We start from the raw sequence: 22,276 nt of genomic DNA, 5'->3' as shown, positions 1-22,276 counted from the left end.
TCCGCCGCACGTAACGCCGTACAATTCGTCTTTCCACCGACTAAGCGCCCGCTTAACACCCGACCGCATGACCGACGCCCGCACGACCGACGCCCGCACGCCTGACGCCCCTTCTCACGCACTTGCGTTCCGCACGGCTCTTTACGCGATGCTCGGCATCGGCCTCGTCAACATGCTGGTCGCGCTGGACCAGACCGTGGTCAGCACGGCGCTGCCGTCCATCGTCGCGGAACTGCACGGCTTCGAGTATTACGCGTGGATTGCGAGCGCCTATCTGCTCGCTTCCGTCGTCACCGTGCCCGTGTTCGGGCGGCTCGGCGACTACTTCGGGCGCAAGCGCTTCGTCATTGCGGCGGTGATCACGTTCACCGTGGCGTCCGTGCTGTGCGGGCTCGCGCCGAACATGCTGTTTCTCGCGCTGGCTCGCGGGCTGCAAGGCGTCGGCGGCGGCATGATGGTCGGCACCGCGTTCGCCGCGATTCCCGATCTGTTCCCCGATCCGCGCACGCGCGTGCGCTGGCAAGTGGTGCTGGCGGCGGCCTACGGCATCGGCACGGCGGCGGGGCCGTCGCTCGGCGGCTGGATGAGCCAGCACTGGGGCTGGCGTTCGACCTTCCTCGTCAATCTGCCGGTCGGCGCGGCGGCGCTGTACTTCATCTGGGCGCATCTGCCGAATCTGCACCGGCCGCGCGAAGGCGGCGTGAAGATCGACTGGCTCGGCGCGGCGCTCGTCGCGCTCGTGCTCGGCGGGTTTCAGTCGCTGATCGAGTCCGTGCCGAAAAGCGGCCTCTCGGGCGGCAACATCGCGCTCGGCTGCGTGGTCGTGGCGGGCGCGGCGGCGCTCCTGGTCTGCGAACGGCGCGCGACGCATCCGATTCTGCCGCTCGACATCTTCCGCGATCCGCATCTGGTCACGCTGTTCACGCTGTCGTTTCTCGCGGGCTTCGTGATGTTCTCGCTGATCTTCTTCGCGCCGCTCTTGTTGCAGGGCGGCTTCGGGCTCTCGCCGCAGGAGGCCGGTCTGCTTGCGACGCCGATTGCCGCGTGCATCGCCATCGGCAGCTTTGTCAATACGCGTATCGTGATCCATCTACGCAAGCCGACGAAGATTCTGACCATCGGCTTTTCGCTCTTGCTGGTGGCGTCGGTCGCGCTGGCGTTCGCGCGCGCCACGACGCCGCATGTGTGGATCGAATTGCCGATGGCCGCGGTCGGCATCGGCCTCGGCTTCGTGCTCAACAACATGAACGTGTTCGGCCAGGAGATCGCTGGCCGCGAGCGCTTCGGCATCACGACGGCGCTGCTGCAATCGACGCGCATGGTCGGCGGCATGCTCGGCACGAGCATCGTGGGGACGATCGTCGCGCATCATTACGCGAACGTCGTGACGCGCACGATCAGCGTGCTCGGCGCGGGCGCGGCGGCGCAGTGGCAGCCGCGTTTCGCTGACCCGCGCATTCTCGTCGACGAAGCGTTGCGCGATACCATGCAGCGCGAACTGACGGCGGCGGCGCTGGACGCGCCCGCGCTCTTCGACGCCGCCCGCGATGCGCTCGTGCAGTCGGTGCACATCGGCGTCATGCTGACGGGCGTGGCCGCGCTCGTCGCCGCGCTGCTCGTGCGGCGCATCGGGCATATCACGTTCCGGCGCGCGGGCAAGGGCTGAGCGGCACGCGTAATGCGTGCGCGGCACGTTCACACTCGTTGGCGCCCGTGACGGGCGGCAGCACCAGCACGGAGAAATCACCATGATGATCACCGGAGAAATGCTGATCGGCGCGACGGCCGTACGGGGCACGGACGCCACGCTGCGCGCCTTCGACCCGGCGCGCAACGTCGATCTCGAACCCGTGTTCGGCGGCGGCGGGGCGGCGGAAGTCGCGCGCGCGTGCGAACTGGCCGACGCCGCGTTCGATCCGTATCGCCAGGCGCCGCTCGAAACGCGCGCGCAACTGCTCGAAGCAGTCGCGGACAACATCCTCGGAATGGGCGATGCGCTCATCGAGCGTGCGCAGGCCGAATCCGCGCTGGCGAAAGCGCGGCTCGAAGGCGAACGGGCACGCACGGTCGGGCAGTTGCGGCTCTTTGCGTCGCTCGTGCGCGAGGGGCGCTGGCTCACCGCGACGCTCGATTCCGCGCAGCCGGAGCGCAAGCCCGCGCCGCGCCCGGACCTGCGCTTGCAGAAGATTCCGGTCGGACCGGTCGCCGTGTTCGGCGCGAGCAATTTCCCGCTGGCGTTCTCGGTGGCGGGCGGCGATACGGCGGCGGCGCTGGCGGCGGGCTGTCCGGTCGTCGTGAAGTCGCATCCGGCGCATCTCGGCACCTCCGAGATGGTCGGGCGCGCGGTGCAGAAGGCCGTCGCGGAAACGGGCCTGCACGAAGGCGTGTTCTCGCTCGTCGTCGGCGCGGGCAACGCCATCGGCGAGGCGCTCGTCGCGCATCCGGCGATCAAGGCGGTCGGTTTCACGGGCTCGCGGCGCGGCGGGCTGGCGCTCATGGAGATCGCAGCGAAGCGCCCGGAGCCGATCCCGGTCTTCGCGGAAATGAGCAGCGTCAACCCGATGTTCGCGCTGCCGGGTGCGCTCGCCACGCGCGGCGAGTCGCTTGCGGCGGGCTACATCGACTCGGTGACGCTCGGCGTCGGACAGTTCTGCACGAACCCGGGCCTCGTGTTCGCGCTCGCGGACGCCAAGCTCGACGCTTTCGTGGATCACGCGACAGCCGCGCTCGAAAAGAAGGACGCGCAGACGATGCTTACCGCAGGCATCGCGGCGGCGTACGAGGACGGCATCCGGCATCGCGATGACTCGGGCGCGCAGCGCATCGCGACGGGAAAGGAGACGGAAGCGGCGAGCGGCGCGCTGCCGGCGCTGTATCGCGTGAGCGCGGAGCAGTTTCTCGCGACGCCGCATCTCGCCGACGAGATTTTCGGGCCGACGTCGGTTATCGTCGCGTGCGAGGACGAGGACCAGATGATCGCGGTGGCGCGTCAGCTCGAAGGCCAGCTGACGGCGACGCTGCTGATGGATAACGACGATATCGACTTGGCGCGGCGTTTGTTGCCGGTGCTCGAACGCAAGGCCGGGCGAATTCTGGCGAACGGTTTTCCGACGGGCGTCGAGGTGTCGTACGCAATGGTTCACGGCGGCCCGTATCCGGCGACATCCGATGGCCGCTCGACATCGGTCGGCGCAATGGCGATCGAGCGTTTTCTGCGGCCGGTCTGCTATCAGGACTTGCCGGCGGCGCTCTTGCCCGAGGCGCTCGCCGACGACAACCCGCTCAATCTCTGGCGCCTGCGCGATGGCGAACTGGGGCCGAACTGACAACGCCGTGTCCTCTTGCTGTGCTCCGTCCAACGTTCAACGAGAACCCGAACCGATGACCCTTTCCGACCGCCGCTATCCCGACCCCGCCGTGCGCGTGCTCGATCCGCGTTTCAACGCGCTGCGCATTGCATCGGCGTCGGTCGAGTGTCTCTATCAGGGCGCGCGCTGGTCGGAAGGGCCGGTGTGGTTCGGCGACGGGCGGTATCTCTTGTGGAGCGACATACCGAACAACCGCATCCTGCGCTGGGACGAGGAAAACGGGCAGGTCGGCGTGTTTCGCAAGCCGTCGAACAACGCGAACGGCAACACGCGCGACCGCGAAGGGCGGCTCGTGACCTGCGAGCATCTCACGCGGCGCGTGACGCGCACCGAGTACGACGGCTCCATCACCGTGCTCGCGGATCGCTATGACGGCAAGCCGCTCAATTCGCCGAACGATGTCGTCGTGAAGTCGGACGGCTCCATCTGGTTCAGCGATCCGATCTTCGGCATCGACGGCTTCTACGAAGGCGAGAAGCAGCCCTCGGAGCTGAAGCCGTGCGTGTATCGCGTCGACGGCCAGAGCGGCGAGATCGCCGTGATGATCGACGACTTCATCGGCCCGAACGGACTCGCGTTTTCGCCCGACGAATCGGTGCTGTACGTGGTCGAGTCGCGCTCGACGCCGCGCAAGATCATCGCGTTCGACGTGCTCGACGGCGGCCGCGCGCTCGGCAAGCGGCGCGAATTAATCGACGCGGGCCCCGGCACGCCGGATGGCTTTCGCGTCGATATTCACGGCAATCTGTGGTGCGGCTGGGGCATGGGCGATGCCGAGCTCGATGGCGTGCGCATCTTCACGCCGCAAGGCGAGGCGATCGGCCACATCGACCTGCCCGAGCGATGCGCGAACGTGTGCTTCGGCGGCCGGCATCGCAACCGGCTCTTCATGGCGGCGAGCCACGGGCTCTATTCGCTCTACGTCAACACGCAAGGCGTGAAGGGCGGCTAGGCGGGACGCGCGGCGGTCTTCTCCATGATCCGCTCGGGATGGGCGCTCGCGCGAAAGCCGAAGCGCGCATAGAGGCCATGCGCGTCGGACGTGACGAGCATCATGCGGCGCAAGCCCTGCAAGTCGGGATGCGCCATCACGCATTCGATCATCCACTTGCCGAGGCCCGCGCCCTGACGCTCCGGCAGCACGAAAACGTCCGCCAGATAGGCGAAGGTCGCTGTATCGGTAATCATGCGTGCATAGCCGATCTGCCGCCCGCCTTCGAAAAGGCCGAACGCGAGCGAATGACGCGCCGCGCGCTCGACCGTTTCGCGCGCGACGCCCGGCGACCAGTACGCCACTTCGCTCAGATAGCGGTGAATCACGTCGAAGTCGAACGAAGCGATGTCCGTCGTCACGCGCCATTCGCCACGAGTCCATTCCATCGGGCTGCTCCTTTCTAGGCAAGCGCCGAGCTTAAGCGAACGGCGCGCTCAATGCACGGCATACACGCGGCCGGTTTCCGCGCCTTCCACGCTGCGGCTATAGGCCAATGCCACGCGCGCCCCGCTCGCCGCCTCGAAGCCGCGAAAATACGGCCCGAAGCTCTCGCGCGCTTCTTCCAGCATGGTCGGGCTCACCGCGTTGATGCGCAGGCCGCGCGGCAGTTCGATCGCCGCGCCGCGCACGAAGCCTTCGATCGCGCCGTTGACGGCCGCCGCGCTCGCGCCTAGCCGGATCGGCTCTGCGCCGACGATGCCGCTCGTCAGCGTGAACGAGCCGCCATCGTTGAGGTAGTCGCGCGCCGTGAGCACGAGGTTGACCTGGCCCATGAGCTTGTCGTCGAGGCCTACGCGAAACTGCGCGGGCGTCATCTTGACGAGCTCGCCGAAGTGGACATGACCGGCCGTGGCGACGATCGCATCGACCCGGCCGATGGCTTCGAAAAGGCGCTTGATGCTGTCCAGATCGAGCAGGTCGACGCGATGGGCGCCACGCGTCGCGCCGATCTCGATGACTTCGTGACGCGGTTGGAATTCGGCGCAGACGGCCCGGCCTACCGTGCCGGTCGCGCCGATGACAGCGATTTTCATGAGCAGCCTCGCAAGCCTTGCAGTGGGAGAACGGCAACGCATTGTGCCCGCGCAAAGGCGCGCTGAAAAGCCGCTGCAGGAAGCGGCGTCAGGCGGCCCGGCGCGCAGGCATCGGCGAGAGCAGGAACAGCGACGCCGCGAAACGGCACGCGAGCGTCAGCCCCGACACCACGGCCGCTGCGGGAAAGACGTGCCATTGCAGCGCGAGCGTCGGCGCGACCAGCGCCACGGTGACGAAGCCGAGCGCGACGGTCAGCCAGCGCGCCCATTGCAGGCGGGAGGCGACGCACAGATACAGCAGGCCGACGAGCACGCGCGACACGATGGACGCCGCGACCGGATGGCTTGCCGCATCGCCCGGAAAGCCCATGGCGAGCGCGAGCCCGAGTTCCGCCCACGACAGCGCGTAGGCGGCCCCGAGGCACGCGAGCGCCGACTTGAACCGTTGCTGCGCCGCGCTGCGTTCGGGAGCGGCGGGACGCGCTTCGCGCGGTGCGTCGTCGTCGCCGGTCTCGTCCGTGGCGTTCAGGCCGTCGTAGGTCTGACTCGTGGTCATCGCCTTCCCCTTTATTCGAATGTATGCGGTCCCGGATTCTTGTCTTTGGTTCGCTCGTGAAAGAGCAGAAGGCATAGCGCAATCTTTGTGCCTGCCTCGCGCCGGCTTCGGAATGATCTTTGCTGTGGTGCTAGCGACGTCACGACAAAAGGAGCCGACGATGAGCAACACGAAAGAGCAGAACCCGACTTCCGAGCGCGATGAAGACACGGTCGACAAGGCCGTGGAAGACACGTTCCCGGCCAGCGATCCGCCCGCAACGGGCGGCGTGACCCGCATCGAGACGGATGACGAGAAGGACGAAAAGAAGTAAGCGTAGCGCGGCGGCCGCGCCCTCAATGCGCGGCCGCCCGATTACTTTTGAGGCCGTTCACGACCGTTCGATCACGATCAGGCGCGACGGCCGCAAGTGGTTCAGCGCATAGTGCGTGCGCCCTTGCAGCGTATGGCCGTGCGCATCGCGCGCGACGAAGCGCAGATGTTCCTCGACGTCCGGCACCGCGGGCGCGACCATTCCCCGATCGATGACGCGATACCCGTTCGCCACCGCGAGCGCGAATCCCTTGTGCCCGGGACGGCTATCGAAACCGGCGAGGACGCCGCTCGCCTCCGGCACATGGTTCGATAGCGTGGCATTCGAGAAGATCACGGCGTCTGGCTCGCGGGCGAGCATTTCCGCTTCGCGCTTCGCGTGAATGTTCTTCGCGTCGGTATCGACGGTGTCGTCGAGCGTGTCGTCGTTGAGGACGTCGACGCCACGCGGCCGGCGCTGCCCGGCATCCGTCACCGCCGCCGCTGCCGCCGCTGCCTGTTCGGCTTGCGCCGGTTGCGGGCGCGCGTCGCGGCCGGACTCCGCCGCTTGCGCATCGCTCATGCGGATGTGCGCCGTCTCCGTCGACGGCGTCTTGATGGGACTGTCGGCCGCGCGGCCGGCCTGCCTGTCTTGCGGCTCGTTGGATTCGGCGTTGTTCATCTCGCGTTCCTCCTGCAAACAAAGAAGGGCTTCGGCAAAAGTCGTTCCGGTTATTTAGCGACGGAACCGCCGCCCTCATCCGATGGACATCGTCCGGGCCGCCCAAAATTTCGCGGGCGATTTTCGAGACTAAGGGCTTTCACTACCAGTATTATTTGTAGCTTGTCGCCGGCAAAGCGCAATAGGCGGAACGCGAGCATTCAGGAGGGGCGTTCAGGACACCTGCCGGCGTGACAGCAATGCCATTCGAAAGAGCAGGGCACTTTAAGACGGGTGACTCATGCAACACGATGCCGCCTTTTCGCATAGAGGCTATCTGCTGAACTGCGCGCCCGCACGGACGGCAGAAGGCACGTACCAACCTTACGTGGTGATCTCGCGATCGAGCGACGGCGAACTGGTCGCGAACCGCTTCTTTCCCGCGGATCTGCGCTTTCGCAGCGAGGACGAGGCTATCGCGCACGCGCGCGACTGGGCCGTGCGCTGGATCGACGCGAGCCACGTCACGGTCTAGCGCCGGGAGCCGCGCCCATGACTTGCAAACGATTGCGCGCAACCTATGCTGGACGCGGCGCGCGCGCGTTGCGGCACGGTCGGTCGAAACCGGGTACTCTTGGCGTTCGTCCGCCGCGCCGGCCGCGGCGGTTGTCATCATCGCTCAGAGATTGATACGCAGAACATGGCTTCGCCCAGCAGATCCGTGCCGCCCGGCACTTCGCCCGAATCATCCGGTGCCGTCACCGCTCCCGCACCGCGCGAATGGGGCTTGTCGCGCATCGTGGCGGAGTTGCGCGAGTCGCGCGAACAACTGCATCGCACGCGGCATCCGCTCGGCATCCGCGAGCTGCCGTCGCGCGACGCCATCGTGAAGATCGTCAACGGGCTGCGCTCCGCGCTCTTTCCAACGCATTACGGCACGCCCGATCTCACCGACGAAAGCGTGGATTACTACGTCGGCCAGACGCTCGAAACCACGTTGCGGCTGCTGCACGAGCAGATTCGCCGCGCCTTGCGCTTTCTGCCGGAACATCGCGAGACGAGCGACGCCGACCTAAGCGCGAAGGCGTTCGAAACCGCGCGGGAATTCGGCGCGCAGCTGCCCGCCATCCGGGCGCTGCTGGTGTCGGACATTCTGGCCGCGTTTTCGGGCGATCCGGCCGCGCAGCACATCACCGAGATTCTGCTGTGCTATCCCGGCGTGTGGGCCATGATGCATCATCGGCTCGCGCATGCGCTGCACCGTCTGGGCGTGCCGCTGCTGGCGCGCTTCATCAACGAGATCGCGCATTCGCTGACGGGCATCGACATTCACCCGGGCGCGACCATCGGCCCGAGCTTTTTCATCGATCACGGCACGGGCGTGGTGATCGGCGAGACGGCGGTCATCGGCGAGCGCGTGCGCGTTTATCAGGCCGTGACGCTCGGCGCGAAGAGCTTTCCCGCCGGTGGCGACGGCATGCTCGTGAAGGGCAATGCGCGCCATCCTATCGTCGAGGACGATGTCGTGATTTACGCGGGCGCGACCATTCTCGGGCGCGTCACCATCGGCAAAGGCTCGGTGATCGGCGGCAACGTCTGGTTGACGCACAGTGTTCCGCCGGGCAGCAACGTGTCGCAAGGCAAGGTGCGCGAAGGCACGGGCGCCGATGCGCCGCGCAACGGCTTCGGCGCATGAAACGCAAAAGGGCCGCGGCGCGGCCCTTTTGCTTTTTCATTAGTCTCTTCAGGTATTCGACACGCTGAAGCCGGACGGTTGCCCGACGATGGCGAGAAATTCGCGCCGCGTGGAAGGGTCGTCGCGGAACGAGCCGAGCATGCGCGAGGTCACCATCGAGACGCCCGCCTTATGCACGCCGCGCGTGGACATGCACTGATGCGCGGCTTCGAGAATCACGCCGACGCCGAGCGGTTGCAGCACTTCTTCGAGCGTATCGGCGATCTGCGCGGTCATCTTCTCCTGAATCTGCAGGCGCTTGGCGAAAGCATCGACGAGACGCGCGAGCTTGGAAATGCCGACGACGCGCTTGTTCGGCAGATAGGCGACGTGCGCCCGGCCGATGATCGGCACCATGTGATGCTCGCAATAGCTCTCGAAGCGAATGTCCTTGAGCACGATCATCTCGTCGTAGCCCTGCACTTCGGAGAACGTGCGCGCGAGAATCTCGTGCGGGTTCTGCGCGTAACCGGCGAAGAACTCCTCGTAGGAACGGACGACGCGCGCCGGCGTATCGAGAAGACCTTCGCGGCGCGGATCGTCGCCGGCCCAGCGCAGGAGCACGCGCACGGCGGCTTCGGCTTCCTCGCGCGTCGGACGATCGGCTGATTCAGCGGGCATGTCCGAGCCGGTGAGATGATGGGTGTGCGGGGCGCTCATGAAAGCTCCTGTCGGTCTGTGTTCGGATATCAGCCGACATTGTTCCACGTTTTCGAATGCCCTTATGCGCGTCAGGTGTTTCAGGCTGTTACGCCCCGCGTTTTTCGCGCACCATCACGCGGACTGGTGCTCCACGCCGCCCAGCACCATCCACGACACGCCGAACATGTCCTGAACCATGCCGAAGCGTTTCGCGAAAAAGGTCTGCGTCATCGGCATCTGAACCTGTCCGCCCTTGGCGAGCGCATTGAAGTACTTCTCGGCCTGCTGCTCGTCGTTTGCCGTGAGCGAGAGTGAAACGCCCTGAAAATTCGGCTTGCCGCTGCACATGCCGTCGGACGCCATCACCGTTGAATCGCCGATGGTGAATGCCGTATGCATGATCTTGTCTTCGGAGCCGGGCGGCATGCTGCAGCCACTCGCCGCTTCGCTGCCGCCTTGCTTGCCCGCATCGGGATTGTCCCGGTAACGCATGGTCATCAGCACCTGCGCGCCCAGATGCTCGCGATAAAACGACACGGCTTCTTCGCAGCGGCCTTCGAAAAACAGATACGGTTGCACTGTCATGTCTGCTCCTTGGGTGAGGACGGTCAGGATGCTTCGTCGGGGTCCATGTCCAACGTCAGCGGCACGGACGCGTGTTCGTGCACCACGCGCCAGTCACCGTCGATCTTCCGGAAACACACGGTCGCGCGCACGATGTCGTCGCGCCCGCCCGCCGCCACGCGGTTGAGCGAGTGCGCATACGCCAGCTCGCCGCTGACCGCGATATGCATGTCCACCATGTCGAACGCGAGCGGCCCGCTGATGCTGTCGAACCAGCGTTGCCAGTTCTCGCGATAACGCTCCACGCCGGTTATCGAAGCGGGCGGCACGACATCGAACACCACGACATCGGGCGCGTAATGGGCGACGAGCGCCGCTGCGTCCTTTGCCAGCACGGCTTGCCGCCACGCTTCCGTCAGTTCGCGAATACGCGCTTCGTCACGCGCACGCTCGTTCTCGTCGTTCATGTTCGCTCCCGGCGACGGGCAGGTTTCACTTGTGTACAGCGTCCACAAAAAATAGCAGAGATAATGGACAGTGTCCACATAGGACCGTCACCGTCGGAGATAACAAGCAATCCCATGACAAAAACCAGGCCGCGAAACACTTACAGACATGGTGACCTTCGGCGCGCGCTCATCGACGCGGGCATTGAGCTCGCCCGCGAAGGCGGTCCCGATGCGATCGTCTTGCGCGAAGCAACGCGCCGCGCGGGCGTCGTGCCGAACGCGGCGTACCGGCACTTCGAGAACAGGGACGCGCTGTTGTCCGCGGTGCGCTCGGCGGCGCTGTCGTCGGTGGCCGAGGCGATGGAAGAAGAACTGGCCGCTCGCCCGAAGAAGCGCCGTCGCGCCGATGCCGCCCGTGCGGGGCTGCGCGCGATCGGCGCGGGCTATCTACGCTTCGCTCAGGCGGAGACGGGATTGTTTCGCACCGCGTTCGCTGCGGCGCAGGCGGAGTGGAGAGAGCACGATGAACCGTATGGAGTGGGACCGAGCGGTCTGGACCCGTTCCAGCTTTTGAGCCGCGCGCTCGATGAGATGGTGGAAGCGGGCGCGCTCGATGGGCGGCGTCGGCCCGACGCGGAATATCTCGCGTGGAGCGCGGTGCACGGCTTCGCGCTGCTGCTGATCGAAGGGCCGCTGCAAGGGCTGGGCGCGGAGTCGGTCGAACCGCTTGCCGCGCGGCTCCTGTCGATGGTCGAAAACGGATTGTGACGCGAGAAGCGGAGCCGTCACGGGCCAGTTTTTGTCGCAAAGGGAAGAGGGCGCGTAATTAACCGATAATGTCGCCTCGTCGCCGCTTCCTCCCTTAGCCGTCAACCGTTCAGCAATCAAGCTCGTCACGCGCCCGATGTTCGCCAACCTGCTCGTTCAACTCGTCAATGGCCTGGCCGATGCCTGCGCGCTCTTTCTCGTCGCCTCGGGACTCTCGCTCATCTTCGGCGTCACGCGCATCGTCAACTTCGCGCACGGTTCGCTGTACATGGTGGGCGTCTATGTCGCCTATAGCCTGACGAGCCGGTTCGGGGCGAGCGTCATGGTTTTCTGGGCGTCGATTGCCGGCGCGGCGCTGATCGTCGGCGCACTGGGCGCGATCATCGAAGTCAGCGTGCTCAGACGCATCTATCGCGCGCCGGAGCTTTTTCATTTACTCGCGACGTTTGCGCTCGTGCTGATATTGCGCGACGCCGCCCTCTACCTATGGGGACCGGACGATCTCTTCGGGCCGCGCGCGCCGCATCTCGCAGGCGCCGTGTCATTGCTCGGACATGCGTTGCCCGTCTATGACCTCGTGCTGATCGTCGCCGGTCCGCTCGTGCTGGGCGTGCTCTGGTACGCGCTCACTCGAACGCGCTGGGGCACGCTGGTGCGGGCCGCGAGTTCCGATCGCGAAATGCTCGGCGCGCTCGGCGTGAATCAGGCGTGGCTCTTCACCAGTGTCTTCTTCGCGGGCGCATGCCTCGCCGGCCTCGGCGGCGCGCTGCAGATACCGAGGATGCCGGCGAATCTCTCGCTCGATATCGACACCATCGGCAATGCGTTCGTGGTCGTCGTGGTCGGCGGCATGGGCTCGATTCCGGGCGCATTCGTCGCCGCATTGTTGATCGCGGAGATCAAGGCGCTGTGCATCGGCATCGGGCAAGTATCGGTCTTCGGTATCGCGTTCTCGCTGTCGAAGTTCACGCTCGTCGCCGAATTCGCGTTGATGGCCGTCGTATTGGTGTTTCGTCCGTGGGGCTTGTTCGGGCGCGCACAGACCGTTGCACGAACCGCCGCGCCCGCCGACAGGCCGCTTTCACCGGCAACGCGCAGCGTCCAACTCGGCTGGGCCGTCGTGGTCTTGCTGCTCGCGCTCGCGCCTCTCGCAGCCAGCGCTTTTCCGTATCTGCCCGTATTGCTGGTCGAAATCCTGATCGCCGTTCTGTTCGCCGCGAGCCTGCATTTCATCATGGGGCCGGGCGGCATGCATTCGTTCGGACATGCGGCTTATTTCGGGCTGGGCGCTTATGGCGCGGCGCTATTTTTGAAGGCGCTGGCCTTGCCGATGGAAGCGGCGCTCGCGCTCGGGCCGCTCGTTGCGGGCATCGGCGCGATCGTGTTCGGATGGTTCTGCGTGCGGCTATCCGGCGTCTATCTTGCGATGCTGACGCTCGCGTTCGCGCAGATCGTGTGGTCGATCGTCTATCAATGGGATGCGGTCACGGGCGGCAGCAACGGCCTTCTCGGCATGTGGCCTTCGCCGTGGCTTTCATCGCCCGTTGCGTATTACTACCTCACGCTCGTTGCCGCGATAGCGGGCGTGTGGCTCTTGCGACGACTGCTCTTCGCGCCGCTCGGATTCGCGATGCGCGCGGGCCGCGATTCGCCGTTGCGTGCGGAAGCCATCGGCATCGATGTCGCCCGCGTGCAGTGGATCACCTTCGTCGCGGCTGCGCTCGTATGCGGGCTCGCAGGCTCCTTGTACGCATTCTCCAAAGGCAACATCTCGCCGGAAGCCATCAGCGTCGGTCGCTCCGTGGACGGCCTCGTGATGGTGCTGCTCGGCGGCATTCAGACGCTCGCGGGACCCATCGTCGGCGCGGCGGTGTTCACGTGGCTGCAAGACACGGTCGCGCGGCAGACCGACTATTGGCAGGCGTTGCTCGGGGCGGCCATTCTCGTGCTCGTCGTGGCGTTTCCGCAAGGCATCGCAGGCTTCGTGCGCGACCGGTTCACGGAGGCGCAATGACGCTCCTGCGCATCGACAAGCTGTCCAAGTCCTTCGACGGCGTGAAGGCCGTGGACGACGTGTCGTTCTCCGTCGAAGCAGGGCAACTGCTTGCGTTGATCGGCCCTAACGGAGCCGGCAAGTCGACGTGCTTCAACATGATCAACGGGCAACTCAAGCCCACGTCGGGCAGCATCCATCTGGACGGCCACGACATCACGGGAAGACGTCCGCGCGATATTTGGCGGCTGGGCGTCGGCAGGACGTTTCAGGTGGCCGCTACGTTCAATTCGATGACGGTGCTCGAAAACATGCAGATAGCGTTGCTCTCGCACGAGCGGCGCGCGTTCGGCTTCTTCTCGCGCGTGGCGTCATCGAATGAAGACGAAGCCATGGCATTGCTCGACCTCGTCGGCATGGCGGCGCACGCGCGGCGCAGTTGCGCGGTGCTCGCTTACGGCGACGTCAAGCGCGTGGAACTGGCGATGGCGCTATCCAACCGCCCCAAACTGCTGCTGATGGACGAGCCCACGGCGGGCATGGCGCCCGAGGAACGCAACGCGCTCATGGCGCTCACCGCGCGCCTTGCCAAAGAGCGCAACATGGGCGTGCTCTTCACCGAACACAGCATGGACGTGGTGTTCGAACATGCCGATACGCTCGTCGTGCTGGCGCGAGGCCAGTTGATCGCAGAAGGGGACGCCGATGCGATCCGCAACGACGCCCGCGTGCGCGAGGTCTATCTGGGCACGGGCGCATCGTATGCGCCGCGCGCCGTGTCGATCGACGGAGCCGCGCAATGACGCTCTTGCGTGTCGATGCGCTGAATGCGTTCTATGGCCGCGCGCAGATTCTGTTCGACGTCGCGCTCGAAGTCGGACATGGCGAAGTCGTCGCGCTGATGGGCCGCAACGGCGCCGGCAAATCCACGACCATGAAGGCCATCATGGGCCTGCTGCCGCGCGTGACCGGCACGGTCATGTTCATGGGCGAGGACATATCGGGAATGGCGCCGTATCGCATCGCGCGACGCGGGCTCGGTTATGTGCCGGAAGATCGCCGCATCTTCGGCGACCTGACCGTCATCGAGAATCTTGAAACGGGCCGCCAGCCGCCGCGCGAAGGCGCGCCGCGATGGACGCCGGACAGCCTCTTTCGCGTCTTTCCGAATCTTGGCGAAATGCGCGAGCGCCGCGCGAGCCGCATGAGCGGCGGCGAGCAACAGATGCTGACCGTGGCGCGCACGCTGATGGGCAATCCGCGCGTCGTGCTGCTCGACGAGCCATCGGAAGGCGTGGCGCCGGTTATCGTCGAGCAGATGGCCGATATGATTCTGCGACTGAAGCGCGAAGGGCTCGCCGTTTTGTTATCGGAGCAGAACCTGCACTTCGCCGAACTCGTCAGCGACCGCGTGGTCGTGCTGGAAAAAGGCCAGGTTCGTCATGCTGGAGCGATGCAGGCGTTCGTTCGCGACGATGCCGCTCGCCGCGCTTATTTGGGCGTTTGAGCCCGAAGCATAACGTTAGAGGAGAAGCATCGATGATTCATCAAGCAAGAAAAGTGCTGCGCGCAAGCGTGGCAGCGCTTGCGGCCGTCGCGGCGTGCGCCGCGCACGCGGACAGCATTAAGATCGGCGAGATCAATAGCTACAAGGCGCAGCCCGCGTTTCTCATGCCCTACAGGAACGGCTGGAATCTCGCGCTCGAACAGATCAACGCGGCAGGTGGCATCGACGGCAAGAAGCTCGAAGTCGTTTCACGCGACGACAACGGCAATCCCGGCGATACGGTTCGCGTCGCGCAGGAACTCGTTTCGCGGGAACAGGTGAAGCTCCTGTTCGGCGGCTATCTGTCGAATACGGGCCTCGCGCTCGCGGACTACGCGAAGCAGCGCCGCATTTTCTTCCTCGCCGCCGAGCCGCTCACCGACAAGATCGTCTGGCAGGACGGCAACAAGTACACGTATCGCCTGCGGCCATCGACGTATATGCAGGTCGCCATGCTCGTCCCCGAAGCGGCCAAGCTCAAGAAGAAGCGTTGGGCGCTCGTCTATCCGAACTACGAGTACGGTCAGTCGGCCGTGGCGACATTCAAGCGCTTGTTAAAGGCCGCGCAGCCCGATGTCGAGTTCGTCGCGGAACAGGCGACGCCGCTCGGCAATGTCGATGCAGGCGCCGTCACGCAGGCGCTCGCCGATGCGAAGCCCGACGCCATCTTCAACGTGCTCTTCAGCGCGGACCTCGGCAAGTTCGTTCGCGAGGGCAATACGCGCGGGCTCTTCAAGGATCGCGCGGTGGTGTCGCTGCTGACCGGCGAGCCTGATTATCTCGACCCGCTCGGGGCCGAAGCGCCGGTCGGCTGGATCGTCACGGGCTATCCGTGGTATGCCATCGACACACCGGCTAACAAGCAGTTCGTCGCCGCTTATCAAGCCAAGTATCACGACTATCCGCGCCTGGGCTCCGTCGTCGGATATACGGCGATGATGTCGCTCGCCAATGGCCTCAGGAAAGCGGGCAGCACGGACGCGGACAAGCTCGCGGCGGCATTCAAGGGCTTGCCGGTGAACACGCCGTTCGGGCCGATCGTCTATCGCAAGCAGGACAATCAATCGACGATGGGCGCTTATGTCGGCGTCACGGCGCAGAAGGACGGCAAGGGCGTGATGACGTCGTTCCGCTATATCGACGGCGCGAGCGTCCAGCCCTCCGACGAAGAAGTGCGAAAGCTGCGCCCGGCGGACTGATCACGCCTTGGGAAAGGGCTTGCTGACGAACTTCGACCCGGCAAGCCCGAAGCGCCACGGCACATCCATCGCCTTGCTGATGCCGATGCGCGGACCCGTGACGACATCGCATGCCTCGTCGGGCGGCTGAATATCGAACGGCGCTTCGAGCAGCGACGCGCCGTTGTCCTTGTGCGTGATGCCGAGCGCCTGCGCGAGCCGCCCCGGCCCCGAACACAGCAACTTCAGCGGTTCCACGCCGCGCCGCTCGCGCATGACGTCGATGCCGGTCAGCGGCTCGATCGCGCGGATCAGGACGCCGGCGCCGTGGCCTGCTTCGCGGCACACGAAGTTCAGGCACCAGTGAATGCCGTAGGACCGATAGACGTAAGCATGCGCGGGCGGCCCGAACATCGACGCGTTGCGCGGCGTGGGGCCGGAGAACGTGTGCGAGGCGGGATCTTCGCGATCATAGGCTTCGGTTTCGACGATGCGCCCGCCGACGCCGTCCACGGTGAAGATTGCGCCGATCAGGCGGCGCGCGACTTCTTCCGATGCGGCCGAGAAGTCGATGAAGGGATGTTTGATTTTGGGGCTCACAGGCATCATTCTAATCAACGACGCTCACAGGAGACGCGTGATGAAAAAGTCTTGGTTCCTCAGATTCTCCAATGCGCTTTCGCAAATCACGGGCCGGGCATCGACGTTCGTCATCGCGATCGTGCTGGTCATCGCGTGGGCGGTGTCCGGACCGCTCTTTCACTTCAGCGATACGTGGCAGTTGGTCATCAATACCTCGACGACTATCGTCACCTTTCTCATGGTCTTTCTGATTCAGAACACGCAGAACCGCGACACGGCGGCCATGCAGATCAAGCTCGATGAACTCATACGCGCGACGGAGCGTGCGCATAATGCGCTGCTCGATCTGGAAGAGCTGGATGAAAAGCAGTTGACCGCGTTTCGCAAGCGGTATGAGAAGCTCGCAGAAGAGGCGCGGGGCGGTATTGCCTCTACGAGCAATGACATGGAATTGACCGGTGCGCCGGCCGAGCACGATAGATGAGAGTCCATGAAGAACGCATGACCGGTGCTTCTCCAAACCGCGTGACAACGGGACATGAGTCGGGCATGCGCGTTGCTCGCTCGATCGGCATCTCCACGTCACAAGGAGCACCGACATGCCCGAGAAGAAAACCCTCGAACGCGCCGAGAAAGCCAAGCGCGCAGGGAAGTCGCCGAGCACGCAGGCGGGCGCGTTCGTGAAGGAGCAGATCGACCACGTGCGCGAAGGCAAGCACGGCGCGAAGTCGGCCAAGCAGGCCATTGCGATCGGGCTGTCGGAGGCGCGGCGCGCGGGCGTCAAGCTCAAGACGCCGAAGAAGGGCGAAGCCTCCGAAGGCACGCGCAAGAAGGCCGCGCAGGACACGAAGGCCGCGCATCGCAAGACGAAGAGCCCGAGCACCGAGTCGAAGGCGAAGCGATCCGCCGCCTCCACGCGCGTGCTCAAGCGCGAAAGCTCGAAGGCCGCGTCGCACAAGTCGCTCTCGAAGCAGGCGCACGCGAGCGCAAGCCGCCGCTCGGCCGCCGACCGCTCCGCCGCCGCCAGGAAGGGCTGGGCCACGCGACGCGCGAACGCGGCGGGCAAGAAGTCGCATTCGGCCTCGCGTCACGCATCGCGTTGAGGCGGTCTTGCGCGGGTGCTCGCGTGCCCGCGGAAGACAGCATGCTGCGCTAGCCTTAGTGGTTCGAGCGCGAGATAATCCGTGCGCGCGATGCTGTGCATCGCGTCGAACCCGGCCTCGGTCGTCGCGGAGATAAAACGCCGGCTCCGAGTGAATGCAATTAATACGGACCACTAAATATGCGGATCGAACGCGCGCCGCTCGTCACGACGACGCTCGGCACCACGCGCGAGCTTGTCAGTTTTCACTTCGGCGTACCCGGTGCGCACGGTGCGCACGAAAAGGTCTACGTGCAGGCATCGCTTCACGCAGACGAGACGCCCGCCATGCTCACCGCCTGGCGCCTCAAGCAGCGGCTCGAAGGACTCGAAGCGAGCAGGCGCGTGCGCGGCGAAGTGGTGCTCGTGCCGGTGGCCAATCCCATCGGTTTGTCGCAGCATGTGTTCGGTCAATTTCTCGGGCGCTTCGAGAGCAACAGCGGGCACAACTTCAACCGCAACTTTCCGATGCCGCCTGCAAGCGCGTTGGTCGAACGCATTCGTCCACGCTTGTCGGCCACGGATGCCACGCACAACACCCGGCTTCTGCGCGCGGCCGTGCGCGAGATGCTCGGCGAAATAACCGCCGCGAATGAATTCGAATCGTTGCGGCTCGCGCTGCTCAGGCACGCATCGGAGGCGGACATCGTGCTCGATCTGCATTGTTCGCGCGAAGCGACGATGCATCTCTACACCAGTCCCGCAAGCTGGCCCGCCATCGAGCCGCTTGCCCGCTATCTCGGCGCGAACGGCGTGCTGCTCGCGACGGATTCCGGCGGTCAGTCGTTCGACGAGATCCACGCGTTGCTGTGGAACGAAGTGCGTGCGTTGCTCGGCGACGGGACGCCGCTCGGTGCGCCGAACATCGCGGCGACGCTGGAGCATCGCGGCCACCGGGACGTGGACTATGAACACGCAGAGCGCGATGCAGAAGCCATCGTCGACTTCCTGATCGCGCGCGGCGTGATCGAAGGGAAAGCGCGCGAACTGCCGCCGCTCGTGCAATCCGCGACGCCGCTCGCAGGCAGCGAGCAACTGACGGCGCCGGTGAGCGGCATCGTCGTGTATCGCGCGGCAATTGGGGCGATGCTGAAGGCGGGCGATGCGGTCCTCGACATCATCGATCCGCTGACGGACGCCGTGACCACCGTCACCACGAAGAACGATGGCGTCTTCTATATGCGACGCGCCATTCGCTTCGTCTACGCAGGCGCGCCCATTGGACGAATCACCGGTGCAACGGCGTTCAGAACCGGCGTGCTGATCGGCGCGTGACGCGCGGGGAATGCCGCGTCACGCGCCTGGTCGTTACCGCGCGTCGGTGATGGTCTGATTCAACGTCTTCCCTGCGATTACCGTATTGTTGAGCACGATGTCATGCACGTTGTACGCATAGATCGGTCCGGGCGTGGTCGCCGTGGCCGGTCCCTCTGCGACAGGCGTGCCGAAATCGCAATTGGTGATGGTCACGCCGGCTATCGCGGGAATCGCGGGCGTCGGCGCGGGTCCGTTGTAGTCGAACGCAACGGGTCCTTGCGCGACGATCGCTTGGAAGCACGAGCCGGTCACGCCGTTTAGCGTGACGTTGCTGGCCTTCACGTTCGAGATGTTGACGTTCTGCACCAGCGCCGGGCGCGTGCGGATGGCGTCCTTCGACGGCTGATAGTCGCAATCGAACGTGATGATGCCGCCTTGCGCCGCCGGCGGATTCGCCGCGCTCGCGGTGACCACGCCGAGCGGCACGGTCGCGTTGATCGGGCTGCCCGCGAGCAGGCTGCTGCCGTAGCCCGATGGCGTCAGACTCACGCCGTTGGGCAGCGTCACGTTATCGACGTAGAAGTTCTTCACGAAGCCGCCGCGATTCATGTTGGTCTTCACGCGGATCGCGATATTGAGCGAGTTCGTCGCCCAGAACTTGTTCAGCATCTGGAGGTTGCGCGCATAGATGTTCTGCACGCCGCCGCCCATTTCGCTGCCGAGCGTGATGCCGCCGTGGCCGCTGTTCATCGTGCAGTTCTGGATGACGTGATTCTGCGCGGGACCGTATTGCGTATCGAGGTCCTTGCCCGACTTGATCGCGATGCAGTCGTCGCCGGTGTTGAACGTGACGCTATCGCAGAGCACCATGTCGCAGGCGTCGGGATCGAAGCCGTCGTTATTCGGCCCGATGCTGTCCACCGTCACGCCGGTAATGACCACATTCTTGCAATCGGTCGGATGATGCTGCCAGAACGGCGTATTGATGGTGCGGTAGCCTTGCATCAGAACATTAGTACACCCGATGAATTCCACCATGCTCGGCCGCAGATAATGTCCGATGCCGAAGATGCGCTTCTCGATCGCCACGCCGGCTTCCGACAGCGCGGGCAGATAATTTTGATCCTGTTGCCACGGCGTGGCCGGGTCGGTGAGCTTGGCGTAGAGCGCATCGGAAATGCCCGGCGCGGCGGTTTTCAGATCGACGTTGTTCGGATTGGCGAACGCCTGCGAGGGCGTCGACGAGCCCGCGTAGCCGTAGGCGCCGCTATTGCCTTTCCACGTCCACCAGCACGTCGACGTGTTGCCGCTGCCGGCGAACGGCGTCATCGCCTGGCCATTGAGCACTGATGTATCGCCTTCACCGGTGATCGCGATGTTCGTCTGGTTGCGCGCGTAGACGGGCGGCCCGTAGTTGAGGCAGTCGTTGGCCTGCCATCGGCTGTAGTAGAGCTTGCCGTTTGCGCCGCAGTCGATCGGGCCGTCCTTCGCGTAGTCCGCCGGATTCGGGCTGAAGAAGATCTCGCAATTCGCGCTCAGGTGAAAGTCCACGTTGGATTGCAGGATGATCGGCCCCGCGCAATACCAGTTGCCGGCCGGCACGACCACGCGTCCGCCGCCTGCCGCGCTGCATGCCGCAATGGCCGCAAGGAACGCGGGGCGCGAGTCGAAGGAGCCGGGCGCCTGCGTCTGGTCTGCGCCGGTGCTGAGCGGCGACTTCGACGGATCGGTGTACGGGCTCGTCGCGGCAATCACGGTGCACGGCTTCGCGCCGTAATCGGTGACGAGGAACTGGCGGCTCGGCACCATCGACGTCGACACGTTCTTCAGCGCGTTGATGATCTGCGTCGCGGAACCGGACGGGCCCCAGATCGGGTCCTCGGGCGTGGCCGGGGTGCTCGAATCGTGGTTGCCGCCTCCGCAGCCGGCGAGCACGCTCAGACTGCCGAGGCCGCCGATGAGCGGCGCGCTCGCCGACGCGCCGGCGAATCTCAGCAGCGAGCGGCGGCGGGCAGAAGCGGGGGCGGTGGGGCGCTGTTTCATGCTTGTCTCCATTCCGGTATCGACCGGTTTTGATGTGGCCGCTTCCAACGGTGTCGTATGACGACTGTTCAGCGTAAGCGGCCATGTAAGAAACCGTTTTCCTGCCCGACGATACCGACGCCATGCGAGGCACGTCAAGGCACGCAGCCGCACTGCATGCTCGGGACTTTCCCGTAAGGAAGCGATTACGTGGGCAGCGCATCTCATACGACATCATGTGTCAGTATTGCCGCTGCAGTCCGACGTGGAATCGCACGCCGCTCTAAAATTGACGCTTCGCTTCCCGAACTGGAGGAGCCATGCTGACCTTCGAACTGCACGCAGAGACGCCGACGCTCGATATCGCCTACGCCGACGCCGGCCCCGCCGATGGACCGCCCGTCATCCTGCTGCACGGCTGGCCGGACGCCGCACGCGCCTGGTCGAACGTCGCGGCGCGGCTCAACGCGGCGGGCTACCGCACCATCGTTCCCGAATTGCGCGGCGCGGGCGGCACGCGCTTCCTGCGCGCGGGCACCATCCGCGATGGCTCCGGCGTCGCGCTGGCGCAGGACGCCGTCGATCTGGCGGATGCGCTCGGCATCGCCCGTTTCGACGTGGTCGGTCACGACTGGGGCGCGCGCGCGGCCTATACGCTCGCCGCGCTGTTCCCCGACCGCGTGAGGCGCATGGGCGCGATCGCGCTGGCGTTTCAGCCGCGCGGCAAGTTCACGTTGCCGCGCGATTTCGCGCAGGCGCGGCGCTTCTGGTACCAGTGGTTCATGTCGCTCGATGACGCGCCGGACGTGATCGCCGCCGATCCGAAGGGCTTCGCGCGCATTCAGTGGGACACATGGTCGCCGCCCGGCTGGTTCGACGAAGCCGAGTTCGCCGCCACCGCGCGCGCTTTCGACAACCCGGACTGGGTGCCGATCACGCTGAACGCGTATCGCCGCCGCTGGCGCAGCGATCAGCCGTCGGACCCGGCGCTCGAACCGTTGTACGAGCGGCTTGCGACCATCGAGCGCATCGGCGTGCCGGCGCTGATGATTCAGGGCGGCTCGGATTTCTGCGACGACGTCTCAATGTCCGAAGGACAGGAAGGCTGCTTCACGGCGGGCTATCGGCGCGTCGTGATCGACGGCGCGGGGCACTTTCCGCCGCGCGAAGCGCCCGATGCCGTCGCGGATGCGCTCATCGCTCACTTGCGCTGACGGCGAGCGGGAGAGCTACTTGCAAGTGCCGGGCGAACGCTTCGCCCGCTTTTGCGACCGGTACTGTATGGGTGTACAGTACCGGTCGCGGGGGGGGGGGGGGGGGGGGGGGGGGCGGCGCCCGCGGGGCCCCCCCCCCCCCCCCCCCCCCCCCGCCCCCCCCCCCCCCCCCCCGCCCCCCCCCCCCCCCCCCCCCCCCCCCCCCACGGCTCTGTCGTGCGCGTGTTTCTGCCGAATGCGGCCGGCGTGAGCGTGCTCGATGCGGGCAGCGGCGAGCCGCT

General features: G+C 65.6%; 24 protein-coding genes. 15 read left to right on the top strand and 9 right to left on the bottom strand.

The features are described from left to right. Positions 1-148: 148 nt before the first annotated feature. From NCR35_RS18030 to NCR35_RS18020, 3 genes are all read left to right on the top strand, one after another. The gene (locus NCR35_RS18030) at positions 149-1,666 is read left to right on the top strand and encodes an MFS transporter (protein ID WP_250535506.1); all 1,518 of its coding nucleotides are present in this window, start codon (positions 149-151) and stop codon (positions 1,664-1,666) included. 82 nt (positions 1,667-1,748) lie between these two features. After that, the gene (locus NCR35_RS18025) at positions 1,749-3,326 is read left to right on the top strand and encodes an aldehyde dehydrogenase (NADP(+)) (protein ID WP_250535495.1); all 1,578 of its coding nucleotides are present in this window, start codon (positions 1,749-1,751) and stop codon (positions 3,324-3,326) included. 55 nt (positions 3,327-3,381) lie between these two features. Next, a complete protein-coding gene (locus tag NCR35_RS18020) occupies positions 3,382-4,320 on the top strand; it encodes an SMP-30/gluconolactonase/LRE family protein (protein ID WP_250535494.1) in 939 nt (312 codons plus the stop codon). Here NCR35_RS18020 and NCR35_RS18015 read toward each other — a convergent pair. The 3 genes from NCR35_RS18015 to NCR35_RS18005 all read right to left on the bottom strand — a co-directional run bounded on the left by NCR35_RS18015 (position 4,317) and on the right by NCR35_RS18005 (position 5,952). Beyond that, positions 4,317-4,748: a GNAT family N-acetyltransferase gene (locus NCR35_RS18015; protein ID WP_250535493.1), complete on the bottom strand. Its 432-nt coding sequence runs from the start codon at positions 4,746-4,748 to the stop codon at positions 4,317-4,319. The two genes, NCR35_RS18020 and NCR35_RS18015, sit on opposite strands and share 4 nt — an antisense overlap. A gap of 48 nt (positions 4,749-4,796) precedes the next feature. Then, a complete protein-coding gene (locus tag NCR35_RS18010; protein WP_250535492.1) occupies positions 4,797-5,396 on the bottom strand; it encodes a short chain dehydrogenase in 600 nt (199 codons plus the stop codon). Positions 5,397-5,484: 88 nt separating this feature from the next. Then, a complete protein-coding gene (locus tag NCR35_RS18005) occupies positions 5,485-5,952 on the bottom strand; it encodes a hypothetical protein (protein WP_250535491.1) in 468 nt (155 codons plus the stop codon). 160 nt (positions 5,953-6,112) lie between these two features. Between NCR35_RS18005 and NCR35_RS18000 the strand changes: the two genes are divergently transcribed. Then, entirely contained in the window at positions 6,113-6,265 is a 153-nt protein-coding gene (locus NCR35_RS18000) for a hypothetical protein (RefSeq protein WP_248323117.1), read from the top strand. Between the two features lie 57 nt (positions 6,266-6,322). Here NCR35_RS18000 and NCR35_RS17995 read toward each other — a convergent pair whose 3' ends face one another. Beyond that, positions 6,323-6,925, bottom strand: coding sequence for a DUF3005 domain-containing protein (locus NCR35_RS17995; protein ID WP_250535490.1), 603 nt, complete (start codon positions 6,923-6,925; stop codon positions 6,323-6,325). Between the two features lie 280 nt (positions 6,926-7,205). Here NCR35_RS17995 and NCR35_RS17990 point away from each other — a divergent pair, with 280 nt between their 5' ends. Next, positions 7,206-7,439, top strand: coding sequence for a DUF6566 family protein (locus NCR35_RS17990; protein ID WP_175942044.1), 234 nt, complete (start codon positions 7,206-7,208; stop codon positions 7,437-7,439). Between the two features lie 165 nt (positions 7,440-7,604). Next, positions 7,605-8,600: a serine O-acetyltransferase EpsC gene (epsC, locus tag NCR35_RS17985; protein WP_244849416.1), complete on the top strand. Its 996-nt coding sequence runs from the start codon at positions 7,605-7,607 to the stop codon at positions 8,598-8,600. Positions 8,601-8,648: 48 nt separating this feature from the next. Here the strand turns inward: epsC and folE are convergent, their stop codons facing one another. From folE to NCR35_RS17970, 3 genes are all read right to left on the bottom strand, one after another. Then, positions 8,649-9,299, bottom strand: a complete 651-nt coding sequence (gene folE, locus NCR35_RS17980; protein ID WP_244849415.1) for a GTP cyclohydrolase I FolE — start codon at positions 9,297-9,299, stop codon at positions 8,649-8,651. Positions 9,300-9,413: 114 nt separating this feature from the next. After that, positions 9,414-9,866 (bottom strand): VOC family protein, encoded by a 453-nt coding sequence (locus NCR35_RS17975; RefSeq protein ID WP_250535489.1) that lies wholly within the window; start codon positions 9,864-9,866, stop codon positions 9,414-9,416. A 23-nt stretch (positions 9,867-9,889) separates the two neighbouring features. Then, the gene (locus NCR35_RS17970) at positions 9,890-10,312 is read right to left on the bottom strand and encodes a YybH family protein (protein ID WP_250535488.1); all 423 of its coding nucleotides are present in this window, start codon (positions 10,310-10,312) and stop codon (positions 9,890-9,892) included. 114 nt (positions 10,313-10,426) lie between these two features. Here NCR35_RS17970 and NCR35_RS17965 point away from each other — a divergent pair, with 114 nt between their 5' ends. The 5 genes from NCR35_RS17965 (at position 10,427) to NCR35_RS17945 (ending at position 15,800) form a co-directional block, all read left to right on the top strand. After that, positions 10,427-11,062: a TetR/AcrR family transcriptional regulator gene (locus NCR35_RS17965; protein ID WP_250535487.1), complete on the top strand. Its 636-nt coding sequence runs from the start codon at positions 10,427-10,429 to the stop codon at positions 11,060-11,062. Positions 11,063-11,198: 136 nt separating this feature from the next. Beyond that, a complete protein-coding gene (locus tag NCR35_RS17960; protein WP_250535486.1) occupies positions 11,199-13,076 on the top strand; it encodes an ABC transporter permease in 1,878 nt (625 codons plus the stop codon). Continuing rightward, on the top strand, positions 13,073-13,858 hold the full coding sequence (locus NCR35_RS17955; RefSeq protein ID WP_250535485.1) for an ABC transporter ATP-binding protein: 786 nt from the start codon (positions 13,073-13,075) through the stop codon (positions 13,856-13,858). Before NCR35_RS17960 ends, NCR35_RS17955 begins: the two co-directional genes overlap by 4 nt. Further along, positions 13,855-14,562 carry an ABC transporter ATP-binding protein gene (locus NCR35_RS17950; RefSeq protein WP_250535484.1) on the top strand — a complete coding sequence of 236 codons (708 nt, stop codon included), beginning with the start codon at positions 13,855-13,857 and terminating at the stop codon, positions 14,560-14,562. Before NCR35_RS17955 ends, NCR35_RS17950 begins: the two co-directional genes overlap by 4 nt. Positions 14,563-14,594: 32 nt before the next feature. Further along, positions 14,595-15,800 (top strand): ABC transporter substrate-binding protein, encoded by a 1,206-nt coding sequence (locus NCR35_RS17945; protein WP_250535483.1) that lies wholly within the window; start codon positions 14,595-14,597, stop codon positions 15,798-15,800. Here the strand turns inward: NCR35_RS17945 and NCR35_RS17940 are convergent, their stop codons facing one another. Continuing rightward, a complete protein-coding gene (locus NCR35_RS17940; protein WP_250535505.1) occupies positions 15,801-16,385 on the bottom strand; it encodes a DNA-3-methyladenine glycosylase in 585 nt (194 codons plus the stop codon). Between the two features lie 34 nt (positions 16,386-16,419). Between NCR35_RS17940 and NCR35_RS17935 the strand changes: the two genes are divergently transcribed. The 3 genes from NCR35_RS17935 (at position 16,420) to NCR35_RS17925 (ending at position 18,777) form a co-directional block, all read left to right on the top strand. Continuing rightward, entirely contained in the window at positions 16,420-16,845 is a 426-nt protein-coding gene (locus NCR35_RS17935) for a low affinity iron permease family protein (protein ID WP_250535482.1), read from the top strand. Positions 16,846-16,960: 115 nt separating this feature from the next. Then, positions 16,961-17,464, top strand: a complete 504-nt coding sequence (locus tag NCR35_RS17930) for a DUF6496 domain-containing protein (RefSeq protein ID WP_250535481.1) — start codon at positions 16,961-16,963, stop codon at positions 17,462-17,464. A 179-nt stretch (positions 17,465-17,643) separates the two neighbouring features. Further along, positions 17,644-18,777: a succinylglutamate desuccinylase/aspartoacylase family protein gene (locus tag NCR35_RS17925; RefSeq protein WP_250535480.1), complete on the top strand. Its 1,134-nt coding sequence runs from the start codon at positions 17,644-17,646 to the stop codon at positions 18,775-18,777. Between the two features lie 33 nt (positions 18,778-18,810). Here the strand turns inward: NCR35_RS17925 and NCR35_RS17920 are convergent, their stop codons facing one another. Then, on the bottom strand, positions 18,811-20,802 hold the full coding sequence (locus NCR35_RS17920; RefSeq protein WP_250535479.1) for a glycoside hydrolase family 28 protein: 1,992 nt from the start codon (positions 20,800-20,802) through the stop codon (positions 18,811-18,813). 299 nt (positions 20,803-21,101) lie between these two features. Between NCR35_RS17920 and NCR35_RS17915 the strand changes: the two genes are divergently transcribed. Then, entirely contained in the window at positions 21,102-21,995 is an 894-nt protein-coding gene (locus NCR35_RS17915) for an alpha/beta fold hydrolase (RefSeq protein ID WP_250535478.1), read from the top strand. Positions 21,996-22,276 lie beyond the last annotated feature (281 nt).

Origin of the sequence: Caballeronia sp. AZ10_KS36 (genome assembly GCF_023631105.1) — a bacterium.
Taxonomy (GTDB): Bacteria; Pseudomonadota; Gammaproteobacteria; order Burkholderiales; family Burkholderiaceae; genus Caballeronia.
This window is presented reverse-complemented; position numbering and strand designations above follow the sequence as displayed.

Bases quoted from the DNA above. Each gene is read 5' to 3' on its own strand.
- NCR35_RS18030 (WP_250535506.1), top strand. From the start codon at position 149: ATGCTCGGCATCGGCCTCGTCAACATGCTGGTCGCGCTGGACCAGACC.
- NCR35_RS18025 (WP_250535495.1), top strand. From the start codon at position 1,749: ATGATGATCACCGGAGAAATGCTGATCGGCGCGACGGCCGTACGGGGC.
- NCR35_RS18020 (WP_250535494.1), top strand. From the start codon at position 3,382: ATGACCCTTTCCGACCGCCGCTATCCCGACCCCGCCGTGCGCGTGCTC.
- NCR35_RS18015 (WP_250535493.1), bottom strand. From the start codon at position 4,748: ATGGAATGGACTCGTGGCGAATGGCGCGTGACGACGGACATCGCTTCG.
- NCR35_RS18010 (WP_250535492.1), bottom strand. From the start codon at position 5,396: ATGAAAATCGCTGTCATCGGCGCGACCGGCACGGTAGGCCGGGCCGTC.
- NCR35_RS18005 (WP_250535491.1), bottom strand. From the start codon at position 5,952: ATGACCACGAGTCAGACCTACGACGGCCTGAACGCCACGGACGAGACC.
- NCR35_RS18000 (WP_248323117.1), top strand. From the start codon at position 6,113: ATGAGCAACACGAAAGAGCAGAACCCGACTTCCGAGCGCGATGAAGAC.
- NCR35_RS17995 (WP_250535490.1), bottom strand. From the start codon at position 6,925: ATGAACAACGCCGAATCCAACGAGCCGCAAGACAGGCAGGCCGGCCGC.
- NCR35_RS17990 (WP_175942044.1), top strand. From the start codon at position 7,206: ATGCAACACGATGCCGCCTTTTCGCATAGAGGCTATCTGCTGAACTGC.
- epsC (WP_244849416.1), top strand. From the start codon at position 7,605: ATGGCTTCGCCCAGCAGATCCGTGCCGCCCGGCACTTCGCCCGAATCA.
- folE (WP_244849415.1), bottom strand. From the start codon at position 9,299: ATGAGCGCCCCGCACACCCATCATCTCACCGGCTCGGACATGCCCGCT.
- NCR35_RS17975 (WP_250535489.1), bottom strand. From the start codon at position 9,866: ATGACAGTGCAACCGTATCTGTTTTTCGAAGGCCGCTGCGAAGAAGCC.
- NCR35_RS17970 (WP_250535488.1), bottom strand. From the start codon at position 10,312: ATGAACGACGAGAACGAGCGTGCGCGTGACGAAGCGCGTATTCGCGAA.
- NCR35_RS17965 (WP_250535487.1), top strand. From the start codon at position 10,427: ATGACAAAAACCAGGCCGCGAAACACTTACAGACATGGTGACCTTCGG.
- NCR35_RS17960 (WP_250535486.1), top strand. From the start codon at position 11,199: ATGTTCGCCAACCTGCTCGTTCAACTCGTCAATGGCCTGGCCGATGCC.
- NCR35_RS17955 (WP_250535485.1), top strand. From the start codon at position 13,073: ATGACGCTCCTGCGCATCGACAAGCTGTCCAAGTCCTTCGACGGCGTG.
- NCR35_RS17950 (WP_250535484.1), top strand. From the start codon at position 13,855: ATGACGCTCTTGCGTGTCGATGCGCTGAATGCGTTCTATGGCCGCGCG.
- NCR35_RS17945 (WP_250535483.1), top strand. From the start codon at position 14,595: ATGATTCATCAAGCAAGAAAAGTGCTGCGCGCAAGCGTGGCAGCGCTT.
- NCR35_RS17940 (WP_250535505.1), bottom strand. From the start codon at position 16,385: ATGCCTGTGAGCCCCAAAATCAAACATCCCTTCATCGACTTCTCGGCC.
- NCR35_RS17935 (WP_250535482.1), top strand. From the start codon at position 16,420: ATGAAAAAGTCTTGGTTCCTCAGATTCTCCAATGCGCTTTCGCAAATC.
- NCR35_RS17930 (WP_250535481.1), top strand. From the start codon at position 16,961: ATGCCCGAGAAGAAAACCCTCGAACGCGCCGAGAAAGCCAAGCGCGCA.
- NCR35_RS17925 (WP_250535480.1), top strand. From the start codon at position 17,644: ATGCGGATCGAACGCGCGCCGCTCGTCACGACGACGCTCGGCACCACG.
- NCR35_RS17920 (WP_250535479.1), bottom strand. From the start codon at position 20,802: ATGAAACAGCGCCCCACCGCCCCCGCTTCTGCCCGCCGCCGCTCGCTG.
- NCR35_RS17915 (WP_250535478.1), top strand. From the start codon at position 21,102: ATGCTGACCTTCGAACTGCACGCAGAGACGCCGACGCTCGATATCGCC.